Source organism: Geodermatophilus ruber (assembly GCF_900114385.1).
GTDB classification, from domain to species: Bacteria; Actinomycetota; Actinomycetes; order Mycobacteriales; family Geodermatophilaceae; genus Geodermatophilus; species Geodermatophilus ruber.
In genome coordinates, this window is the sequence record NZ_FOSW01000012.1 from 32,544 (window position 1) to 52,523 (window position 19,980).

Below are 19,980 nucleotides of genomic sequence, written 5' to 3' on the forward strand. Positions count from 1 at the left end.
GGGGAGGGGGAACCACCGTGGCCCGTCCCGTGATCGAGGCGCCGCCGACGACGCCCGCGGGTACCTGGCTGGAGGGCGAGGAGCTGGCCCGCCGCGCGGCCGCGCGGACCCGGCGCAAACGCCTCGCCCTCCTGGTGGCCGGCTGGGCCGCCATGCTGGGGATCTGGCAGGTGGCCGCGTACTACCTGCCCTTCGGCACGCTGCCGAACCCGCTCGAGGTGAGCGTGGAGATGTGGGAGATCGTCGCCAGCGGCGCGCTGGTCTCCGACTTCCTGGCCAGCGTCCTGAAGACCTTCGCCGGCTTCGGGGTCGCCGTGCTGATCGGCGCCCCCGTGGGCTACCTCATGGGCCGCTACGGCTACTGGCGGGCGTTCTTCCTGGACGGCGTGACCGTCGCGGGCACCATCCCGGCGCTCACCTACGCCGTCCTGTCGCTCATCATCTTCGGCCTGTCGAACCTGGGCCCGGTGCTCGCCGTGGCCCTGGTCTCGACGCCCTACGTGGCGCTGAACGTCGCCGAGGGCATCCGCGGGGTCGACCAGAACCTCGTGAAGATGAGCCAGGCGTTCGGCCGCAGCCCCCAGCAGATCCGCCGGGAGGTGTTCATCCCGACGATCGTCCCCTACCTCTTCGCGGCGGTGCGCATGTCCTTCGCGGTCGCCTGGAAGGTCGAGGCGCTCACCGAGGTCTTCGGCGGCACGAACGGGGTCGGCTTCCAGATCCGCACCCGGTACCAGCTGTTCGACATCACCGGCGTCATCGCCTGGATGGCCCTGTTCATCGTGTTCATGCTGCTGATCGAGCGGCTGTTGCTGCGCAAGCTGGAGCAGCGGGTGCTCGCCTGGCGCCCGGAGGAGAGGGCGGCCCGATGACGGACACCCTGACCCGCCGTCGCTCGACGGAGGAGATCGCCCGGTCCCGGCCGGCCTGGCAGCGCCGGCTCACCTCCGACCGGGCGGCGCGGCTCACCTTCTACGTGGTCGCGTTCCTGTTCTGGATCGCGCTCGCCGGGCTCTTCGAGCGGATCCCCGGACCGCCGTCGGTGGTGGACAGCCTCGTCGAGGAGTTCCGCCGGGGCGAGGTCTTCGGCAACTTCGCCGACACCTTCTACCGGTTCGGCATCGGGGTGGCCCTGTCGGTGGGCGTCGGCATCCTGGTCGGCGTCGTGATCGGGCTGTCCCCCATGGCCCGGGCGTTCCTCGAGAGCCCGGTCCTGGTGGGGCTGTCCATCCCCGCGATCATGTGGGCGTTCCTGACCGTCATGTGGTTCGGGTTCGGGCACACCAGCCCGATCGTCACCACGTTCCTGACGGCGGTCCCGTTCGTGATCCTCAACGTCGCCCAGGGCGTCCAGGGCGTCTCCCGCGACCTGCGGGACATGTCCTCCTCCTACGGCGTCCCGCTCGGCCGGCGGGTCCGGGAGCTCGTCCTGCCCGCGGTCGCCGGCTACGTCGTGGCCGGCCTCCGGTTCGCCGTGATCATGGGCTGGAACGGGGTGCTCCTGGCCGAGTGGTTCGGCGGCTCCGGGGGCGCCGGGTACCGGGCCCGCTTCTGGTACGACGCCAACCAGTTCGCCGGGTTCGCCGCCTGGGTGGTCCTCTTCGTCGGCGTGATCATCATCCTCGACCAGCTCCTGCTGGAGCGGCTGTCGCGGCGGATGTTCCGCTGGCGGGACGCCACCCACTGAGACGCCGAGCGCCGACCGGCCCCAGACCCACCACGTCCGAGAGGCAGTGAGATGGCCGTCCTGACGGTGAACGACCTGTGCAAGACCTTCGGCGCGGGCACGGCGCGCAGCAACCGCGTCCTCGACCACATCTCCTTCGACGTCCGCGGGCAGACCTTCGTCTCCGTCGTGGGCCCGTCCGGCTGCGGCAAGAGCACGCTGCTGAACATCATCTCCGGCGTCGAGACCCACACCTCCGGGGACGTCTCCGTCACCAGCGACGAGGGCCGGCCGGCGCGCCTGGGCTACGTGTTCCAGGACCCGCGGCTGCTCCCGTGGCGGACGGTCCGGAAGAACATGCTCTACGTCCAGGACAAGGACGACGACCAGGCCCGGCGCCGGGTGTCCACCTACCTGGACATGGTCGGGCTCGGCCAGCACGGCGACTTCTTCCCGGGCCAGCTCTCCGGCGGCATGCAGCAGCGCGTGGGCATCGCCCGGGCGTTCGCGGTGGAGCCGGACCTGCTGATCATGGACGAGCCGTTCAGCCACCTCGACGCGATCACCGCCCGCGGGCTCCGCGCGCAGCTGCAGGACATCTGGGCGCAGTCCCGGAAGACGGTCGTGTTCGTGACGCACGACGTCGTGGAGGCCGTGGAGCTCTCCGACCGGATCATCGTGTTGCAGCCCGGCGGCCGGATCTTCGAGGACATCCCGATCGACCTGCCCCGGCCGCGCCGGCAGTCCGACCCGGCCGTGGCCACCCTCCAGGCCGAGGTCCTGGCCCGGTTGGAGAAGATGAAGGCGATCACACCGCAGGCGGCCACCGCGGTCTGAACGACTCGACACCTGTCCCCGGGGGACCCCATGCTGATCTCCACCGCTCCGGGCTCCGGAGCGCCGCTGCCGGGCCGGAGCCTCCCGTGACCGCCGGGTCCGCGGCGCTCGACCCGGACGACGGCGAGGCAGCGACGCCGCGCTCCCCGCTGCCGGCGTCCCGCGGCCGCGACGCGGAGGACTTCCCGCCGACCAGCTGGACCGTCGCGCGTGCCGCCGGTGTCTCCCAGTCCACCGTCTCCCGGGCGCTGCGCGGGGACCCGCGGGTCCGCGAGGCGACGCGGCGGCGGGTCGACCAGGCCGCGCGGCGGCTGGGCTATGTCCCGAACTCCCTGGCCAGTGGGCTGGTCTCCCGCAGCACGGGGACGGTGGCGGTCATCGTCTCGGACCTGACCAACCCCTTCTTCCCGTCGCTGCTGACCCCGGTGCACGACGAGCTGCAGCTCCTGGGGTACCGCGTCGTCCTGCTCACCGAGCGCACCGACCTGCCGACCGGGCAGGAGACCCTGCGGCGGTTGCTCGACCGGTCGGTCGACGGGGTGCTCGTCACGACCGCCACCCTCGGCTCCCGCTTCGCCGGCGAGCTGCAGCGGCGCGGGGTGCCCATGGTGCTGCTCAACCGGTACATCGACGGCCTCGACGTGGACCGGGTCGTCAGCGACAACCACGGCGGCGCCCTCAGCGGCACCCGTCACCTGCTCGAGCTCGGCCACCGCCGGATCGCGGTCGTGCGCGGCCCCGCGAACACCTCGACCAGCCGCGACCGCCTCGCCGGCCTGCAGGAGGCGCTGGCCGCCGCCGGGCTCGTCCTCGACCCGGCGCTGGTCCGCGAGGGCACGTACTCCCACCAGAGCGGCTATCAGCACGCCCGCGAGCTCCTCCGGCTGCCCACCCCGCCGACCGCACTCGTCTGCGGGAACGACGTGGTCGCCTTCGGGGCGCTGGACGCCGCCCTGTCCCTCGGGGTCCGGGTGCCGCAGGACGTGTCGATCCTGGGCTTCGACGACATCCCGATGGCCGCGTGGGAGGTCTTCTCGCTGACCACGCTGCGCCAGCCCACGGGGGACATGGCCCGGGCCGCCGTCCGCATGCTCGCCGAGCGGATCGAGCACGCGGGCGAGCTCGGGCCGGGCCGCGAGCAGGTGTTCGCCACGAGCCTGGTGCGACGGGCGACCGTCGACCGGCCGCCGGACCCGCACTGAGCGGCGGCCGGCTACCCCGCGCCGGCGGGCAGGCCGGCCACCGCCCGCACCACCTCGTCCAGGTCGGGCAGCACGAGGGCGTCGTCGGTGACCCACCGGTAGCGGACGGTCCGGTCGCGGTCGATGACGAAGACCGAGCGCTTCGCCACGCCCGTATGGCCCTTCCACACGTCGTACCGCACGCCGTAGGCCGCGCAGACGGTGCGGTCCCAGTCCGACAGCAGCGGGACGTCGATGCCGAGGGACGCGGCGAACGCCGTCTGCGAGAACGTCGCGGTGACCCCGACCGCGAGCACCTCGGCGCCCAGCGCCCGGAACTCCGGCGCCCGTCGTCCCAACTGGGACAGCTCGGTGCCCTAGTAGCCGCCGAAGTCGAAGACGTAGAAGGCCAGCACGACCGGGCCCCGCTCGAGGACCCGGTCCAGGTCGACGTCCTCCTCGAAGGTCCGCCGCAGCCGGAAGCCGGGGGCGCGGTCCCCCACGTCGGGGGCGGGCCGGGCGGTCACGTCCCCCACCTCACGTCAGGGGGTGCAGGGGGCCGGCCTCGGTGATCCGGGCGGTGATCGCACCGAGCAGGTCGACCTCCAGCCGCACCTCGTCACCGGGGGTGAGCCATGGGTAGGCCTGCTCGCCGTGCACCGCGGCCAGCTCGAGGATGCAGCCGGTGCCCACCGTGCCGCTGCCGATCACGTCACCGGTCTGCACCCGGGTGCCGCGCGAGGCGTAGGCCACCATCTGGCCGAAGCTCCAGTAGAGGTCCGCGGCGTTGCCCTTGCTGCACGGCCGGCCGTTGACCGCGGCGCGCATCTCCAGGTCGAAGGAGACCCCGGCCCGGTGCGGCTCCAGCTCGTCGGGCGTGATCAGCCACGGCCCCAGGCTGGTGGCCGTGTCCTTGCCCTTGACCGGGCCCAGGCCCTGCCGCATCTCACGCGCCTGCAGGTCGCGGGCGCTCCAGTCGCAGAACAGCGTGTAGCCGGCGATGTGCCGCTCCGCCTCCTCCGGCCGCAGGTCCGCCCCGCCGCAGCCGATGACCGCGGCGAGCTCCAGCTCGAAGTCGAACTGCACGCTGCCGGGAGACATCGGGATCTCCTCCCGCGCCGACCGGATCGCCGCCGGGTTCTGGAAGTAGAAGACCGGCAGCTCGTACCACCCGGGGTCCATCTGCTGGCCGTTGGCCTCCCGGTAGGTGCGGACGTGGGTCTCGAAGGCGTAGAAGTCGCGCACCGACGGCGGTGCGGGGATCGGCGCGAGCAGCCGGGCCTCGCCCTCGGGGACGACGTCGAGGGGGTCGGCCAGCGCCTCCTCGCCCGCGCGGGCGAGCCGCTCGCCGTCGTCGCCCAGGAGATCGATCAGCCGGGTGGCGGTGCGCAGCCCGTGCAGGGCGCCGCCGGAGACGACGGCCGGGTGCTCCCGCCCGTCGGTGGGCGAGAGGTAGCTGCTCCAGCGCATGCGGGCTCCTTTCCGCGGGTGGGCCGTGTGGGTGCTCAGAGGGACGCCGAGCCGGAACCGGGCAGCCGCTCCCCGGCCGCGCGCAGCTCCCGCTCGCCCGCCGGCACGGGGACGTCCAGGCCGTCCAGCAGGTGGCCCATCCGGCGCTTCTTGGTCCGCAGGTAGGCCAGGTTCTCCGGGTTCGGGACCGTCTGGAGCGGCTCACGCCCGACGATCTCCAACCCGTAGCCGGTCAGCCCGCCGTACTTGACCGGGTTGTTGGTGAGCAGGCGCAGGCGGCGGGCACCGAGGTCGGCGAGGATCTGCGCGCCGACCCCGTACTCCCGGCTGTCGACCGGGACGCCGAGGTCGAGGTTGGCGTCGACGGTGTCCCGCCCGGCGTCCTGCAGGCCGTAGGCGCGCAGCTTGTGGCCCAGGCCGATGCCCCGCCCCTCGTGGCCGCGCAGGTACACGACCACGCCCCGCCCCGCCGCCGCCACCCGGGCCATCGCCGTCTCCAGCTGCGGCCCGCAGTCGCAGCGCAGCGACCGGAAGATGTCGCCGGTGAGGCACTCGCTGTGCACCCGCACGAGCACCTCGTCCTCGCCGGCGACGTCCCCGACGGTGAACGCGACGTGCTCGATGCCGTCGAGCAGCGAGCGGTAGCCCAGGCAGCGGAACTCGCCCCAGGGAGTGGGCACCCGGGCCTCCCCGGTGCGCTCGACGAGGACGTCGGCCCGCCGGCGGTGGGCCACGAGGTCGGCGATCGTGATGACCGGCAGCCCGTGCTCGTCGGCGAAGCGCAGCAGGTCCGGACGGCGGGCCATCGTGCCGTCGTCGTTGACCACCTCGGCGAGCACGCCGGCCGGGGCCAGACCGGCCAGCCGGGCCAGGTCCACCGCGGCCTCGGTGTGGCCCGCCCGCTTGAGCACCCCGCCGTCCCGGGCGCGCAGCGGGAACACGTGCCCGGGCCGGGTGAACGCCGCGGGAGACAGGGACTCGTCGGCCAGTGCGCGGACGGTCGCCGAGCGGTCGGCGGCGGAGATCCCCGTCGTGGTGCCGGCCGCGAGGTCGACGGTCTGCGTGAACGCGGTGCGGTGCGGCTCGGTGTTGTGCCCCACCATCATCGGCAGCTCCAGCGCGTCGCAGCGCTCGCCGGTCAGCGCCACGCAGAGCACCCCGGAGGTGTAGCGGACCAGGAACGCGACGTCCTCCGGGAGGACGTGCTCGGCGGCCATCACGAGGTCGCCCTCGTCCTCCCGGTCCTCGTCGTCGACGACGACCACCATGCCGCCGTCGGCGATCTCCTGCACCGCCTGCTCGACGTCGTCGAAGCCGCGGGGTTCCCTCTCCTCGGTACCGGTCACGGCGGCACTCCTGCTCCGGGCGTCGGGTGGTCTCAGGTCTCGTAGGGGGTCATCTCGTCGAGCGCGGGCTTGACGTGCTCCATGAACAGCTCGAGCTGCCGGACCACGCTCGCGGCCGGTTGCTGCGCCCAGTGGTAGATCAGCACGACGTACTCGGCCGGGAGCTGCCGCCACAGCTCCACGTACTGCTCCCTGGCCTGCTCGGGCGTGCCGACGACCCACAGCCCGGAGTTCACGACCGAGTCGACGGGGCGGTCGGGGTCGAACGACATCGGCGTGGTGCCCGCGTAGAGGTCGCGGAAGATGTCCACGTCGTACTCGGCGACCATCCGGCGCGCCTCGTCCTCGGTCTCGGCGATCTGCCCCCACCGGACCAGCGCCTGGTTCTGGCCCAGCGCGTAGCTCCGCCCCGCCGCGGCGGCCGCGTCGACGTAGGCGCCGCCGAACTCGGCGGCCCGCTCGATCTTGGAGAAGTAGGTCGGGATGAACCCGCGCGGCCCGCAGTACTCGATCGTCTCCTTGCTGGCGTTGCTGGAGACGAAGACCGGCGGGTAGGGCTTGGTGAGCGGGCTGGGGACGACGCTGACCCGGCGGATCTTGTTGTGCTCGTCCATCTCCCCGGGGGCTCCGAGCTCCCGGGTCGCCGTCATCGTCCAGTCGACGCCCTGGTCGTAGGGGTAGGGCACCTGCCAGCGGCCCTTGGCCTCGACGCTGTCCTGGGTCCAGGCCTGCAGGACCAGCTCGACGTTCTCCTCGAAGATCTCCCGGTTGATCTGGTCGTCGGAGATCCGGGCGGCCTGCGTGGCCTCGTCCAGCTCGGCCATCTTCTCCTGGTTGCCCGAGGGCGAGAGCGTGGCCCGGGAGCCCAGGTGCTGGCCGAGGATGTTGGTCCAGCGCGCCTGATAGCCGCGGGAGAAGCCGCAGAAGCTGCGGCCGCCGGCGAGGTGGTCGATGACGGCGACGTCCTCGGCCACGCGGAACGGGTTCTGCGCACTCATCGTGTAGCCGAGCTGCCCGACCCGGATCCGCTTGGTGATCGCCGCCCAGTAGGCGTCGAGCAGCCCCGGGTTGGGGCCCACCTCGTAGCCCTCGCTGTGGAAGTGGTGCTCGATCGAGGAGATCCCCCACAGGCCGAGCTCGTCCGCGGCACGGACGATCGTCGGCATCTCGCGGATCAGCGCCTGGTAGCGCTCCGCGTCCCGGCCCAGCGGGCGCTGCGCGATGCGCTCCTCACGGCCGGCCCGGACCTGGGGGTACAGCTGCAGGATCACCTTCACCATGGCCGGCGGCCTCCGCTCCGTGGGGAGATGTGGGCTGGGTCACTCCCGTCGCCGGAGGACGCTACGGATTCCGGCAGGGGCGGACGTGGGAGGCCGCGACAGGGTGGGCGGGGCCTCCTTGTGGACGCGCACAAGGAGGCCGCCGGCCCGGCCGCCCGATACTGGCGCCTCCTCAGGCCGCCGCCGCACGACCAGGGACGCCGCATGACCATCGCCGAGTTCGACGGACTGCCGATCGCCTGGACCCCGCCGCCGGGCGCCTTCGCCGCCTCCCCGGCGGGCCGCTTCGCCGCCCGCCACGGCCTCGCCGACGCCCGGGCGCTCGCCGACCGGGCCGCCGCCGACCCCGCCTGGTACTGGGCCGCGGGCGCCGAGGACGTCGGCATCCCCTGGATGCGGCGCTTCGACCGGGTCGTGGACCTCTCCCGGGGCGTGGAGCACCCGGAGTTCTTCGTCGGCGGGCTGCTGAACTGGGCGGACTTCGCGGTCGACCGGTGGGTCCGGGAGGGCCGCGGCGACGCCCGGGCGGTGGAGTGGGAGGGGGACGACCGCAGCACCCGCACGCTGACCTACGCCGAGCTGAAGAAGGACGTCGACGCCGCGGCCGGCGCGCTGCGGGCCCGCGGCGTGGGGGCCGGCGACGTGGTCGCCCTGCTGCTGCCGATGGTGCCCGAGGCGATCGCCACCGTGCTGGCCGTGGCGAAGATCGGCGCGATCGCCATGCCGCTGTTCAGCGGGTACGGCGCCGGCGCCGTCCGCGCGCGGCTGGTGGACGCCGGCGCCACCGCGCTGGTCACCTGCGACGCGTTCCCCCGCCGCGGCCGCCCGGTGGAGCTCAAGCGGGTCGCCGACGAGGCCGTCCGCGACCTGCCCGCCCTGCGCACGGTCCTCGTCGTCCGCCGGCTCGGGACCGAGGTGCCCATGACGCCCGGCCGGGACGCCTGGTGGCACGAGGAGTGCGCCACCGCCCGGCCGGTGGAGCAGGCCGAGCCCGTGCCCGCCGGCGCTCCCTGCCTGCTGCTCTACACCTCCGGCAGCACCGGCCGCCCCAAGGGCTGCGTGCACACCCACGCCGGCCTGCCACTCAAGATCGCGTTGGAGGCGCGGCACGCCCTGGGGGTCGACGAGACCTCGGCGATGCTGTGGCTGACCGACATGGGCTGGGTGATGGGCTCGTTCGTCATCGCCGCGGCGCTGGGCAACGGCGGCACCGCGGTGTTCTTCGAGGGGGTGCCCGACTGGCCCGCCCCCGACCGGCTGTGGGCGGTCGCCGAGCGCAGCCGGACCACCGTGCTGGGCGTCTCCCCCACCGTGGTGCGGGCCCTCATGGCCCACGGCAGCTCGTGGCCGGACCGGCACGACCTACCCGACCTGCGGGCCATCGGGTCCACCGGGGAACCGTGGAACGTCGAGCCGTGGCTGTGGTGCGCCCGGCACGTGGGCAAGGGCCGGGTGCCGATCGTCAACATCTCCGGGGGCACGGAGGTGGGCGGCTCCCTGCTCTGCGGCTCGATCTACCAGCCGGTGAAGCCGGCGGCGTTCACCGGCCCCACGCTCGGCGTCCGCACCGACGTCGTGGACGAGCAGGGGCGCCCGGTGCGCGGGGAGATCGGGGAGCTCGTCGTCCGCTCCGTCTGGCCGGGGATGACCCGGGGGTTCTGGGGCGACGACGAGCGCTACCTGGACGCCTACTGGCGGCGCTTCCCCGGCGTCTGGCACCACAGCGACCTGGCCTACGTCGACGCCGACGGCTTCTGGTACCTCCTCGGCCGCTCCGACGACACCATCAAGGTGGCCGGCAAGCGGCTCGGGCCGGCCGAGGTGGAGTCCCTGCTGGTCGCCGACGAGCGGGTGGTCGAGGCCGCGGCGATCGGCGTCCCGGACCCGGTCAAGGGCGAGGCGCTGGTCTGCTTCGTGGTGCTGCACCCCGGCGTGGACGCGGCCGCCGCCGCCGACGGGCTGCGGACGGCGGTGCGCGAGGCGTTCGGCAAGGCGCTGGCCCCGTCCGCGGTCCACCCCGTTCCCGCGCTGCCCAAGACCCGCAACGGCAAGATCCTCCGGCGGGTGGCCCGAGCCTCCTATCTCGGCAGCCCACCGGGCGACCTCAGCGCGCTGGAGGACGCCGCGGTCCTCGAGGACTGGCCGCGCACGGGCGGGTCCGGGTCGGGGAAGCCGCGGTCGCGACAGCGTGATGCACGGGCCGGACTCCCTAGAGTGTCGTGACCCGGAACACATCGTCGTGGAAGGGCCGCTCGTGGTGCACCCACCGCTCACGGAGCCCGACGTCCTCCTCGCCGGGGAACCGCCCACCGCCGAGCTGAGCTCCTGGCTCGACGCCATCGCCGAGATCACCCGCGCGGCCAACCGCGACGCGCCGCTGGCCGATCTGCTGGACCTCATCGCCGGGACGACCGCGCGGCTGACCGGTTACGGCTTCTGCGCCGTCTTCGTCGCCGACTTCGAGCGCCAGGCGCTGCTCATCAAGGGCTCCTACGGGCTCTCCCAGGAGTACATCGCCACGATCAACGCCCGCACCCCGATCCCGCTGCGCGCCGGCGAGACCGGCGAGGGCCCCTCCAGCCGCGCGTACCGCGCCCAGCGCCCCACGACGATCCTGGACATCGCCGCCGATCCCCCCTCGCGCTCCTGGGAGACCGTGGCCGCGCAGCAGGGTTACTCCTCGCTGCTGTCGGTGCCGCTGGCCGTCGGGCAGACCCTGTTCGGCCTGATCAACTGCTACACCGTCGAGAAGCACGAGTTCTCCGCCCGCGAGATCATCCTGATGGAGAGCATGGCCAACCAGGCCGGCCTGGCCGTCGAGACCGCCCAGCGGCTGGCCGAGGGCCGCCGCCGGGCCCAGGAGGCCGCCGAGCGGGCCGACGCGCTCCGGGCCGAGCTCGACGCGCAGCGGCAGGCCGAGGAGGACCACCGTGCCCTGCTGCGGGTCGTGCTGCGCGGCGGCGGCCTGGCCGCCATCGCCGAGTCGCTGGCCGCCATGCTCGGGTGCGCGGTGGTCATCGACGACGACGCCGGCCGGGTGCTCGCCTCGGCCTGCCGCGACGGCCGGACGGGCTGCCGCGATCCCCGGCTGATCGCGGCCTACCAGCGGGCCCGGGCGCAGGTGGGCCCGCAGGTGGGCCGGGAGACCGTCGCCGTCACACCCGCCAGGGAGCGCCGCGGGGAGCCGACAGGGCTGGTCGTCCCCGTCGTGCTCGACGAGAACCTGGCCGGGCACCTGTGGGCGCTGGACCCGGCCGCGCCGTTCGGCCCGCCGCAGCGGCAGGCGCTGGCCCGGGAGGCGGCCGTGGTCGCGCTGGCCCTGCTCAAGGAGCGGACGGCGCAGGAGGTGGAGTGGCGGCTGTCCCGGGACTTCCTCGACGACCTCTTCGACCCCCGCGGGCAGAGCGCCGAGGCGCTGCACGCCCGCGCCCGCCAGCTCGGTGCGGACCTGTCGCAACCGCACACCCTGCTGGTCGTCCGGCGCGATCCCGCCCGCGGGGGCGCGGCCGTGCACGAGGAGCGGGAGGCCTACGCGCAACGGTCGCTGCTCTCCCTCGTGCAGCGCACCGCGGCCGGGGAGCCCGGGGCCACCCTGACTGCCACCCGCAGCGACCACGTGGTGGTCCTGTGGCACGACGACGGGAGCAACCGCGACGCCCAGGACTTCGCCGAGCACCTGCACCGGGAGATCCAGGCCTACGCCGGCGGGTGGACGGCCACGATCAGCGTCGGCCCGACCTGCCACGACGTCCAGGAGTACGACGATGCCTACCGGCTCACCTGCGGGGTGCTGGACCTGGTGCAGCAGTCCGGCCGCCGCGACCGGGTGGCCTCGCTGGGTTCGATCGGCGCCTTCGGGCTGCTGCTGCAGGTCCGCCGTCCGCAGGAGCTGCAGTCCTTCGCCGAGTCGATGCTCGGCACCGTCCGCACCTACGACCAGCGACACCAGACCGGCCTGGGGGCGACCCTGCGCTGCTACATGGCGCAGCGGTGCAACGTCACCCGCACGGCCAAGGAGCTGCACGTGCACCCCAACACGGTGGCCTACCGGCTGCGGCGGGTGGAGGAGCTGCTCGGCATCGACGTGGGCGATCCCCAGGCGATGCTGCACCTGCAGCTGGCGCTCATGATCGAGACGATCCTGGGCGACTAGACGAGTAATTCCGAAGTCGGTCAGTGCCGGCAGGTTGGTGAGCGTGAAGACTCGGCCGTCGGTGCGCGGAGGCCCGGGCCGAGGGTGTCGTTCACCCGCGCCGTCGTCATGCGGGCCATCGCAGGACTGGTGCGAACCGGGGTTGCGCAGGTGTGACGGGTTCCTCAGCGGGGCATCAGGCGGGCGGGAGCAGATGGGCCCGGGGGTTCTGTTCCACCACGCAGCATGGGCGACGGAGCCACGACGTGCTGAACCTCTCCCTCACCCTGGCGATCGGCCTGCCGCTGACGTTCCTGCACGTCTGGTCGCCCTACGTCCACCCCGGCAGGTACATCGACTCGAGGTACTGGCTGCCGTTCGCCGACGGCATCTCCATCACCTACATCTTCCTGCAGCTGTTGCCCGAGATCACGCACCTCGCTGACGAGGTGCTGCATCCGGACGAGCCCTATGTCGTGAGGTTCTCCGGGTGGCTCGAGGCGCTCTCCGCCTGGGGCGCGCAGAACCCCTTTCTTCCCCTGCTGGTGGGGTTCACGTTCTTCTACGGGCTGGAGAGAGGGTTCGAACGCCCCGTCGCCCACGGGCCCAGCGACGGGGCGGAGCGTCGGGTGCACTTCTGGGTGCACATGTTCGGCATGTCGCTGTACAAGATCCTGCTGGGCTACCTGATGGGCCAGATCACCAGCGTGTCCGGCCTCCTCATCTTCGCCTTCGCCATGACGATGCATTTCCTGGTGATCGACTTCCACCTGCTGGAGATGCACCGCTCGGCCTACCACCGGATCGGCAGATGGATCCTGAGCGGCGCCTTCCTTGTCGGATGGATCCTCAGCACGCAGGTCGAGATCGCCCCACCGGTGCTGGCCATGCTGGTCTCGTTCGTAGCGGGCGGCGCCGTGCTGATGGTCATTCAGGACGAGTTCTCGGAGAGCCACGACAACTCCTATGCCGCCTTCCTGATCGCGGTCCTCCTGTACGGCTCGCTGCTGCTGGTGTTCTAGTGCCGGGTCACGCCACCTTCGCCCTCTTGATGGGTCTCGGCTCGGCGGATCACCTCGCGGAGCTCGGGCTCGGTGACGTGTCACCGACCCGGGAGCGTTCGCAGCCGCGGCACCAGCTCCCGGCCCCGTCGCGTCGGCGGCGCGCAGGATCGGTCCGTCGCCGCAGCCCGCTCATCGGCTCACGGTTGGCGGGCAGAGGCGACGAGCTGCTCGCCGAGGAAGCGGGCACCCCGCTCGGCGGCCAGCTCCAGGTGGCTCTTGTTCGTGTACAGGACCATGTGCGACGTGTCGTTCATGACGAAGAGCTCCTTCTTCGTCGTGGGGATCCGGTGGAAGGCGTCGATCTCCAGGTCCCAGGAGGTGATGTCGTCGTTCTCCGCGACGATCATCAGCGTCGGGGTGTCCAGGATCCGGCCCACGTAGGGGAAGACCGTGTAGTTCCAGAGCAGCTCCACCGACTGCACGGTGTTCCAGTGTTCGTGGTTGGGGGCGTCGGTCGCCTTCAGCGCCTCGAAGCCGGAGGTGACCTCGGGGAACGGCCAGACGCACGGCTCCGCCGCCGGGTCCTTGCTGGACATGGGGATCCTGCCGTGCTCGCCGGAGCCGAAGCGCGACCGGCGGTCGGCGAGGACCAGCTCCCGCAGCCGGCGGAAGCCGAGTGCTCCGTGCACCCGCTCCATCGTCCGCCAGCCGTCCACCACCGGGATGGTCGAGACGATCGCCCGCACTCGGGGGTCGGTCGCGCCCACGACGAGCGCGTGGCCCCCGCTGTAGGAGATGCCCCACACGCCGATGCGGTTGCGGTCCACCACCTCGAGGGTCTCCGCATAGCTGATCGCGTTCCGGTAGTCCTCGATCTGCCGCCACGGGTCCAGGTGCTGGCGCGGGCTTCCGTCGCTCTCGCCGAGGTTCCGGTAGTCGAACACCAGAGCCGCGCAGCCCTGGTCCACGAAGGCGCGTGCGTAGGTGGGCTGGACCAGCTCCTTGACGTAGCACCACCCGCCGGCCATCACCACGAGCGGGAACGGACCCGAGCCCTCGGGCAGGTACAGGTGCCCGCGGACCGTGGTGCCCTCGCTGGTGAACTCGAAGTTCTCGGGCATGGGACTGCCTCCTTCGCTGATCGCTGTTCACCGCCGGCCACCGGCGGCCGTCAGGTCGGGGCGAGCGCCACCACCGTGCGGCGGACGCCGGCCACGTACGTCTCCTCCGCCGCGACCGGGTGCGGCACGACGGCGACCGTCGCCGCCTCCGTGCCGTGCCAGCCCACCAGCTGCTCCCGGCACCGGCCCGGCGGGCCCACCAGGCAGTACTCGTCGATCAGCCGGTCGGAGACGGCCGCGCGCAACCCCGCCCGGTCGTCGGCGGCGAACGCGGCGGCGATCGCCGCCGCCTCGGCCTCGTGGCCGGCCGCGGCCAGGGCGCGGTTGTAGGCGGGCAGCCCGACCCAGTACGAGAGGGCCGCCCGGGCGGCCTCCCGCGCGGCCGCGAGGTCGTCGGTGACGAAGGCGTGCACGGTGACCTCCACCGGCGGGGCGGGCCGGCCGGTGCGTTCCCCGGCCCGCGCCGTGGCGGCCGCCAGCGCGCCGACCCCCGACCTCGGGACCAGCCAGGCCATCACCCCGTCCGAGACGGCGGCACCGGCCTCCGCCATCCGCGCCCCCACCGCGGCGGTGTACACCGGCACCGGGTACTCCGGTCTGCGGAAGTCGAGGAGCTGGTCCCGGTAGGTCTGCGGCGGCAGGTCGGGGTAGCGCTGGCGGCCCCGGCCGGACAGCACCGCCTTCACGTCGCGGACGTAGGCGGGCAGGTCGACCGACGGCCGGCCGACGGGCACCCCCAGGGCGCGCAGCCGCATCGGGTGGCCCAGACCGACGCCGAGGACGAAGCGCCCGCCGGAGAGGTCGGAGGCGGTCACGGCCATCTGCGCGGCGATGACCGGGTGCCGCAGGTAGCTGACCGTGACGTAGCTGCCGACCCGGATCCGCGAGGTGCCCAGCAGGATGGCCAGGTCGATCGAGAGCGTGTCGGTCAGCGACTCGGTCGTGAAGCAGGCGTCGTAGCCCAGCTGCTCGGCGCACCGGGCGAGGTCCACGAACTCACGGGTGCGCGCGGGCGCGAAGGTGAGCAGCGCGACGCCGAGCTGCGCCACGGGCACCGTCCTCTCTCGCGGGCTCGCGGCCCGCGGGGTCACAGCTGCAGGTGCTGCGCCATCCAGGTGGGGTCGGCGCGCAGCGCCGCCGCATCGCCGGAATGGACGACGACCCCCTGGTCCAGCACGAAGACCCGGTCGGCCAGCTCCAGCGCCATCTGGCTGTTCTGCTCCACGAGGAGCACGCCGAGCCCCTCGTCGGCGACCCGGCGCAGCATCCGGCCGAGGTCGGCTGCGATGTTGGGGGCCAGGCCCTGGGTGATCTCGTCGACGAGCAGCAGCTTCTGCCCGCAGATGAGCGCCCGGCCCACCGCCACCATCTGCTGCTGCCCGCCCGAGAGCCGGGAGGCGTCGCGGTCCAGGTGCGGTTCCAGCTGCGGGAACACCTCGAGCACCCGGCGCACCGCGGCCTGCTGCTGCGGCCGGGGCCGCCGCGAGCCGAGCGCGGCCAGGCGGAAGTTCTCCCGCACGGTCAGGCCGGGGAACATCCGGCGGTCCTCGGGCACGTATCCCACGCCGGCCCGGGCCACCTGCTCGGCCGGCAGCCCGACGACGTCGCGCCCGTCGCAGCGGATGCGCCCGCCCCGCACGGAGACCAGCCCCATGATCGAGCGGACCGTCGTGGTCTTGCCCGCGCCGTTGCGGCCGAGCAGCGCGACCAGCTCGCCCGGTCCCACGGTGAGCGACACGCCCTGCAGCACGTGCGCGAGGCCGTAGTACGCCTGCACGCCGTCCAGCTCGAGCAGCGGCCGGGGCTCCGCCCGCACGGCGGCGCTCACAGCGTCCCCGTCAGATAGACCTCTTGCACCCGCGGGTGCGACTTCACGTCCTCCGGTGCGCCCTCGAAGAGCTTCTCGCCCTGGTGCAGCACGGTGATCCGGTCGGCGATGCTGAGGATCACGTCCATCTTGTGCTCGATCATGAGGATGGTGACGTCCCGGTTGAGCTCCTTGACCAGCTCGACCGTCGCCGCCGTCTCCGAGGGGCTCATGCCCGCCGTCGGCTCGTCGAGCAGCAGCAACCGCGGCGAGGTGGCCAGCGCGATCCCCAGGTCGAGCCGGCGCTGGTCGCCGTGGGAGAGGTTGCTGGCGATCACGTCCCGCTCCCCCGCCAGGCCGATCCGCTCCAGGACCTCCTCGGTGTGCGCGACCACGGCCCGGATGCCGTCGGCCGGCCGCCAGAACACGTAGGAGTGGGCCGCCGCCTGGGCGGCGATGCGCACGTTCTCGAAGACGGTGAGCAGCGGGAACACCGTGGTGATCTGGTAGGACTTCGCGAGTCCCTTGCGGGCCACCTTCGAGTACGGCATGCCGGTGATGTCCTCGCCGGCGAACCGCACGCGCCCCGCGCTCGGCCGGGTGTGCCCGGTGATCAGGTTGAACAGCGTCGTCTTGCCCGAGCCGTTCGGGCCGATGATCGCGTGCAGGGCACCCTGCGGGATCTCCAGCGAGACGTCGTTGACCGCGTGGATGCCGCCGAAGGACCGGTCCAGCCCCGCCGCGGTCAGGATGGGCTCGGTCATCGCGTCCTCCGCCGCTTCCGGAACAGCCCGGGCAGCGTCTGGGTGAGCAGCCCCCACAGCCCCTGCGGGAACGCCAGCACGCAGATCACGAAGATCGCCCCCACGATCAGCTGCCAGGAGGCGAAGTAGCGGCTCAGCGTGCTCTCCAGCAGCAGGTAGACCACGGCACCCAGGAACGGGCCGAACAGCGAGGACCGGCCGCCGAGGATGACCATGATCAGGACGACGCCGGACAGCAGCCAGTACGGCTGCAGGCCGACGAAGTTGTTGAGCATCGCGAACAGCCCGCCGGCCAGCCCGGCGACGGCCCCGGCGACGACGAAGGTGGCCAGCTGCACCAGCCGGGTGCTGTAGCCGCAGCCCCGGGCCCGCTCCTCGCTCTCCCGGATGGCCTGCAGGACCCGTCCCATCGGCGACTCGGTGTAGAGGATCAGCCCGGCGAAGACCACGAGCACCAGCACGGCGGTGACCACGAAGAACGTCAGCGGGTCGCGCAGCGCGTTGAGCTCCACCGTCGTCCCGGGCAGCCAGAGGGTCGGGACGGGGATGCCGGCGAGGCCGTCGTCCCCACCGGTCAGGTCGTCCCACTGCAGGGCGATGAAGAAGCCGAGCTGGGCGAAGGCCAGCGTCAGCATGGAGAAGTAGACCTCGGTGCGCCGCAGGCAGACCGCGCCGACCAGGGCCGAGAGCACGGCCATGCTCACCACCGCGACGAGCAGGGCCAGCCAGGCGCTGCTGCTCACGTGCAGCAGGGTCAGCCCCGCGGCGTACCCGCCCCAGGCGAACGGGAGCGCGTGCCCGAAGGAGACCAGCCCGCCGTAGCCGACGAGCAGGTTGAGCCCGGCGGCCCACAACCCGTAGATGAGCATCCCGATCGCCAGGCTCGGGTTCGGCACGGTGAAGAGCACGACCACGGCGAGCACGACCAGCAGGCCCAGCTGCCCCCAGGTCCAGCGGGCCGGCGCCGCGCCGGAGAGGCGGGCGACGGTGACCGCGGCCTCGCCGGCGGTCGGGGTGCCGTCCGTGGCCGACGGGGTGGTCAGGTGCGTCATGTCGCCCCCAGCAGGCCGCGTGGCCGGAAGGTCATCACGAGGATCATCAGGACGAACGGGACGATGCCCGCGTAGACGCTGGCGTACAGCGTGGTCAGCGAGACGACGACGCCGATGAGCAGCCCGGCGACGACCGCGCCCCAGAAGCTGCCCATGCCGCCCACCACCACGACGACGAAGGCCAGGATGAGGATGTCGGCCCCCATCTCCGGGTAGACGCCGGTGATCGGCCCGGTGAGGACGCCGGCGATGCCGGCCACGGCCACCCCGAGGGCGAAGACCAGCGTGCGGTACCGGTCGAAGGGCACGCCCAGCGCGCGGATCATGACGTGGTCGCGGATCCCGGCCCGCACGATGAGCCCGACGTCGGTGCGCCGCAGGAACAGGTGCAGCCCCGCCACGACGAGCCCCACCACCACGACCACGAAGAGCAGGTAGGCGGGGAGCCGGACGATGCCGAGGTCGACCTGGAAGCGGAGCAGCTCCGGCGTCGACACGCGCCGCCCGCCGGAGCCGGCGATCATCCGGACGCCCTCGATGAGCACGTAGGTCAGCCCGAAGGTCAGCAGGAGCGCGTCGACCTGGTCCCGCCCGTACATCGGCCGGATGATCGTGCGCTCCAGCCCCGCACCCAGCAGCGCCATGACGACCGGCACGACGAGCAGGGCGGGCCAGAGGCTGCCGGTGGCCACCGCCAGGTAGGAGGCGACGTAGGCCCCGACCATGTAGAGGGCGCCGTGGGAGAAGTTGATGAACTCCAGGAGCCCGAAGATCAGGTTCAGCCCCAGCGCGAGCAGCACGAGCAGCGCACCGCTGACCAGACCCAGGACGATCTGGGAGATCAACTGGCCCATGGGAACCCTTCCTGGCAGGGATGGTCCGGGCCGGATCCGGCTGCCGCTGCCTCAGCCGGCCCGCTGGAACTCCGTCTGGACCTCCTCGCACGTGGGGGCGTAGTCCTCGCTCCCCGGCAGGGTCTCGACCACCTCGCGGTAGCCCCACTGGCCGTCCCCGCCCCGGCTCTCCGCCTCGTCGGCCGCCAGCCCCTCGAGGATGACGATCGGCGCCAGGGCCTGGTGGTCGCAGGCGCGGATGGTCATCTCGCCCTGGGCCAGGCTGACCTCCTTGCCCTCCATGAACTCGCGGAACTCCTCGGGCGTCTCCGCGCCGTCCTCGATCGACGCAGCGATCAGGTTGATCGCGTTCCACAGGTAGACGCCGTAGCCGCCCGGCGGGGCGCCGTAGGCCTCGCGGTAGGCGTCCACGTACTCCTGCACGCCCTCGTCCTCGACGTTCCAGTAGAAGGCCGCCATCGCCCAGGTGCCGTCGATGAGGTCGAAGCCGAGCTCCTGGTCGAAGCTGAGGTCCTCGATGCTCAGGAACGTGCGGAACCGGTCGGTGAGGCCGAACTGGTCGACCTGGCGCAGGAAGCTGACCTGGTCGCGGCCGGCGCCGCCGAAGACCAGGACCTCGGCCCCGGATCCCTCGATCGTAGGGATGTAGGGGTTGAAGTCGGTCGTGCCGAGCGGGAAGTAGGCCGTGCCGACCACGGTGCACCCGGCCTGCTCGGGGATCGCCTGCTTGTAGGCCGCCTCCTGCTCGTGGCCGAAGGCGTAGTCGGGCATGAGCAGGAAGACGCTGCGGCCCAGCTGGTCGCAGATGAACGGCGAGCCGGCGTTGATCGCCTGGGACGGGGTCGGCGCCAGGTGGTACGTGAGGTCCGCGTCGTAGTTCGGCGGCCGGTTGAGCTGCTCGGTCTGGCAGGTGCCGATGTAGGGCACCCCCGCCTGCGTCGCGATCTGGTTGACCGCCAGCGTCGTGGCCGCGGAGACGCACCCGGTCAGGTAGTCGACCTGCTCCTCCTGGACCAGCGCCTGGGCCTCCCGCAGGGCGACGTCGGGCTTGAGCTGGTCGTCGCGGACGATCAGCTCGATGGGCCGATCCCCGATCTGCCCGCCCAGCTGCTCGACGGCCAGCTCCGCGCCGTTGCGCTGCTCCTCCCCCAGCTGGACGTAGGCACCGGTGAGGCCGGTGATCACCCCGATCCGGACCGGTTCGTCGGAGCCGCCCCCGCCACCGCCGCCCCCGCCGGCCACCGTGCCGCCGCACGCGGTCAGCAGGAGCACCGCCCCCGCCACGCCCACCGACTTTCCCCGCATGTGATCGCCTCCCCTGCCCAGCCAGCTGGCGGGCACCCTAGGGGCGCGGACGTGACGCACGTCTCGTGAAGGGCCACACAAAGCGGGCGGGGGAACTTGGGGGTCGGCACAAGCACGGCGCGCGCGGCCTGCTGTTGCATGGCTCACCGGCCCCCGCTCAC

The 19,980-nt window shown here is 72.8% G+C and carries 19 protein-coding genes; 7 read left to right on the top strand and 12 right to left on the bottom strand.

Annotation, left to right across the window (positions count from 1 at the left end):
• The first annotated feature begins 17 nt into the window (after positions 1–17).
• The 4 genes from BMZ50_RS17605 to BMZ50_RS23785 all read left to right on the top strand — a co-directional run bounded on the left by BMZ50_RS17605 (position 18) and on the right by BMZ50_RS23785 (position 3,705).
• A complete protein-coding gene (locus BMZ50_RS17605) occupies positions 18–872 on the top strand; it encodes an ABC transporter permease (protein ID WP_143087212.1) in 855 nt (284 codons plus the stop codon).
• Positions 869–1,687: an ABC transporter permease gene (locus BMZ50_RS17610; protein ID WP_091327343.1), complete on the top strand. Its 819-nt coding sequence runs from the start codon at positions 869–871 to the stop codon at positions 1,685–1,687. Before BMZ50_RS17605 ends, BMZ50_RS17610 begins: the two co-directional genes overlap by 4 nt.
• A 51-nt stretch (positions 1,688–1,738) precedes the next feature.
• Entirely contained in the window at positions 1,739–2,503 is a 765-nt protein-coding gene (locus tag BMZ50_RS17615) for an ABC transporter ATP-binding protein (RefSeq protein ID WP_091327345.1), read from the top strand.
• An 86-nt stretch (positions 2,504–2,589) separates the two neighbouring features.
• Complete coding sequence (locus tag BMZ50_RS23785) at positions 2,590–3,705, top strand: LacI family DNA-binding transcriptional regulator (protein WP_177212858.1); 1,116 nt, start codon at positions 2,590–2,592, stop codon at positions 3,703–3,705.
• Positions 3,706–3,716: 11 nt separating this feature from the next.
• Here the strand turns inward: BMZ50_RS23785 and BMZ50_RS17635 are convergent, their stop codons facing one another.
• The 5 genes from BMZ50_RS17635 to BMZ50_RS17650 are packed head-to-tail and all read right to left on the bottom strand — an operon-like array spanning position 3,717 to position 7,780.
• A complete protein-coding gene (locus BMZ50_RS17635; protein WP_091327353.1) occupies positions 3,717–4,052 on the bottom strand; it encodes a redoxin domain-containing protein in 336 nt (111 codons plus the stop codon).
• A 9-nt stretch (positions 4,053–4,061) separates the two neighbouring features.
• Complete coding sequence (locus BMZ50_RS24330) at positions 4,062–4,211, bottom strand: thioredoxin domain-containing protein (RefSeq protein WP_177212860.1); 150 nt, start codon at positions 4,209–4,211, stop codon at positions 4,062–4,064.
• Between the two features lie 10 nt (positions 4,212–4,221).
• On the bottom strand, positions 4,222–5,154 hold the full coding sequence (locus tag BMZ50_RS17640; protein WP_091327357.1) for a fumarylacetoacetate hydrolase family protein: 933 nt from the start codon (positions 5,152–5,154) through the stop codon (positions 4,222–4,224).
• A 35-nt stretch (positions 5,155–5,189) separates the two neighbouring features.
• Positions 5,190–6,500 (bottom strand): bifunctional 3,4-dihydroxy-2-butanone-4-phosphate synthase/GTP cyclohydrolase II, encoded by a 1,311-nt coding sequence (locus BMZ50_RS17645; protein ID WP_091327360.1) that lies wholly within the window; start codon positions 6,498–6,500, stop codon positions 5,190–5,192.
• A gap of 32 nt (positions 6,501–6,532) precedes the next feature.
• On the bottom strand, positions 6,533–7,780 hold the full coding sequence (locus BMZ50_RS17650) for an LLM class flavin-dependent oxidoreductase (RefSeq protein ID WP_091327364.1): 1,248 nt from the start codon (positions 7,778–7,780) through the stop codon (positions 6,533–6,535).
• A 204-nt stretch (positions 7,781–7,984) separates the two neighbouring features.
• Between BMZ50_RS17650 and BMZ50_RS17655 the strand changes: the two genes are divergently transcribed.
• The 3 genes from BMZ50_RS17655 (at position 7,985) to BMZ50_RS17665 (ending at position 12,934) form a co-directional block, all read left to right on the top strand.
• On the top strand, positions 7,985–10,003 hold the full coding sequence (locus tag BMZ50_RS17655) for an AMP-binding protein (protein ID WP_091327681.1): 2,019 nt from the start codon (positions 7,985–7,987) through the stop codon (positions 10,001–10,003).
• 16 nt (positions 10,004–10,019) lie between these two features.
• Positions 10,020–11,933 (top strand): helix-turn-helix domain-containing protein, encoded by a 1,914-nt coding sequence (locus BMZ50_RS17660; protein WP_177212861.1) that lies wholly within the window; start codon positions 10,020–10,022, stop codon positions 11,931–11,933.
• A gap of 245 nt (positions 11,934–12,178) precedes the next feature.
• Entirely contained in the window at positions 12,179–12,934 is a 756-nt protein-coding gene (locus BMZ50_RS17665) for a hypothetical protein (protein WP_091327370.1), read from the top strand.
• A gap of 179 nt (positions 12,935–13,113) precedes the next feature.
• On the opposite strand, the gene BMZ50_RS17670 is transcribed toward BMZ50_RS17665, so the two are convergent.
• From BMZ50_RS17670 to BMZ50_RS17700, 7 genes are read right to left on the bottom strand one after another with little or no spacing between them, the layout of a single operon-like run.
• Positions 13,114–14,037: an alpha/beta hydrolase gene (locus BMZ50_RS17670; RefSeq protein ID WP_091327373.1), complete on the bottom strand. Its 924-nt coding sequence runs from the start codon at positions 14,035–14,037 to the stop codon at positions 13,114–13,116.
• A 50-nt stretch (positions 14,038–14,087) separates the two neighbouring features.
• Positions 14,088–15,086, bottom strand: coding sequence for an LLM class flavin-dependent oxidoreductase (locus tag BMZ50_RS17675; RefSeq protein ID WP_177212862.1), 999 nt, complete (start codon positions 15,084–15,086; stop codon positions 14,088–14,090).
• A gap of 38 nt (positions 15,087–15,124) precedes the next feature.
• Complete coding sequence (locus tag BMZ50_RS17680) at positions 15,125–15,865, bottom strand: ABC transporter ATP-binding protein (protein WP_218146322.1); 741 nt, start codon at positions 15,863–15,865, stop codon at positions 15,125–15,127.
• Complete coding sequence (locus BMZ50_RS17685) at positions 15,862–16,608, bottom strand: ABC transporter ATP-binding protein (RefSeq protein ID WP_091327379.1); 747 nt, start codon at positions 16,606–16,608, stop codon at positions 15,862–15,864. The genes BMZ50_RS17680 and BMZ50_RS17685 overlap by 4 nt, the downstream gene beginning before the upstream one ends.
• A complete protein-coding gene (locus BMZ50_RS17690; protein ID WP_091327382.1) occupies positions 16,605–17,660 on the bottom strand; it encodes a branched-chain amino acid ABC transporter permease in 1,056 nt (351 codons plus the stop codon). Before BMZ50_RS17690 ends, BMZ50_RS17685 begins: the two co-directional genes overlap by 4 nt.
• Positions 17,657–18,514, bottom strand: coding sequence for a branched-chain amino acid ABC transporter permease (locus BMZ50_RS17695; RefSeq protein ID WP_091327385.1), 858 nt, complete (start codon positions 18,512–18,514; stop codon positions 17,657–17,659). The genes BMZ50_RS17690 and BMZ50_RS17695 overlap by 4 nt, the downstream gene beginning before the upstream one ends.
• 51 nt (positions 18,515–18,565) lie before the next feature.
• Positions 18,566–19,819, bottom strand: a complete 1,254-nt coding sequence (locus tag BMZ50_RS17700; protein WP_091327387.1) for an ABC transporter substrate-binding protein — start codon at positions 19,817–19,819, stop codon at positions 18,566–18,568.
• Positions 19,820–19,980 lie beyond the last annotated feature (161 nt).

Coding starts and splice junctions, on each gene's coding strand:
- BMZ50_RS17610 (WP_091327343.1), top strand. CDS start 869: ATGACGGACACCCTGACCCGCCGTCGCTCGACGGAGGAGATCGCCCGG.
- BMZ50_RS17615 (WP_091327345.1), top strand. CDS start 1,739: ATGGCCGTCCTGACGGTGAACGACCTGTGCAAGACCTTCGGCGCGGGC.
- BMZ50_RS17640 (WP_091327357.1), bottom strand. CDS start 5,154: ATGCGCTGGAGCAGCTACCTCTCGCCCACCGACGGGCGGGAGCACCCG.
- BMZ50_RS17650 (WP_091327364.1), bottom strand. CDS start 7,780: ATGGTGAAGGTGATCCTGCAGCTGTACCCCCAGGTCCGGGCCGGCCGT.
- BMZ50_RS17655 (WP_091327681.1), top strand. CDS start 7,985: ATGACCATCGCCGAGTTCGACGGACTGCCGATCGCCTGGACCCCGCCG.
- BMZ50_RS17670 (WP_091327373.1), bottom strand. CDS start 14,037: ATGCCCGAGAACTTCGAGTTCACCAGCGAGGGCACCACGGTCCGCGGG.
- BMZ50_RS17685 (WP_091327379.1), bottom strand. CDS start 16,608: ATGACCGAGCCCATCCTGACCGCGGCGGGGCTGGACCGGTCCTTCGGC.
- BMZ50_RS17690 (WP_091327382.1), bottom strand. CDS start 17,660: ATGACGCACCTGACCACCCCGTCGGCCACGGACGGCACCCCGACCGCC.
- BMZ50_RS17695 (WP_091327385.1), bottom strand. CDS start 18,514: ATGGGCCAGTTGATCTCCCAGATCGTCCTGGGTCTGGTCAGCGGTGCG.
- BMZ50_RS17700 (WP_091327387.1), bottom strand. CDS start 19,819: ATGCGGGGAAAGTCGGTGGGCGTGGCGGGGGCGGTGCTCCTGCTGACC.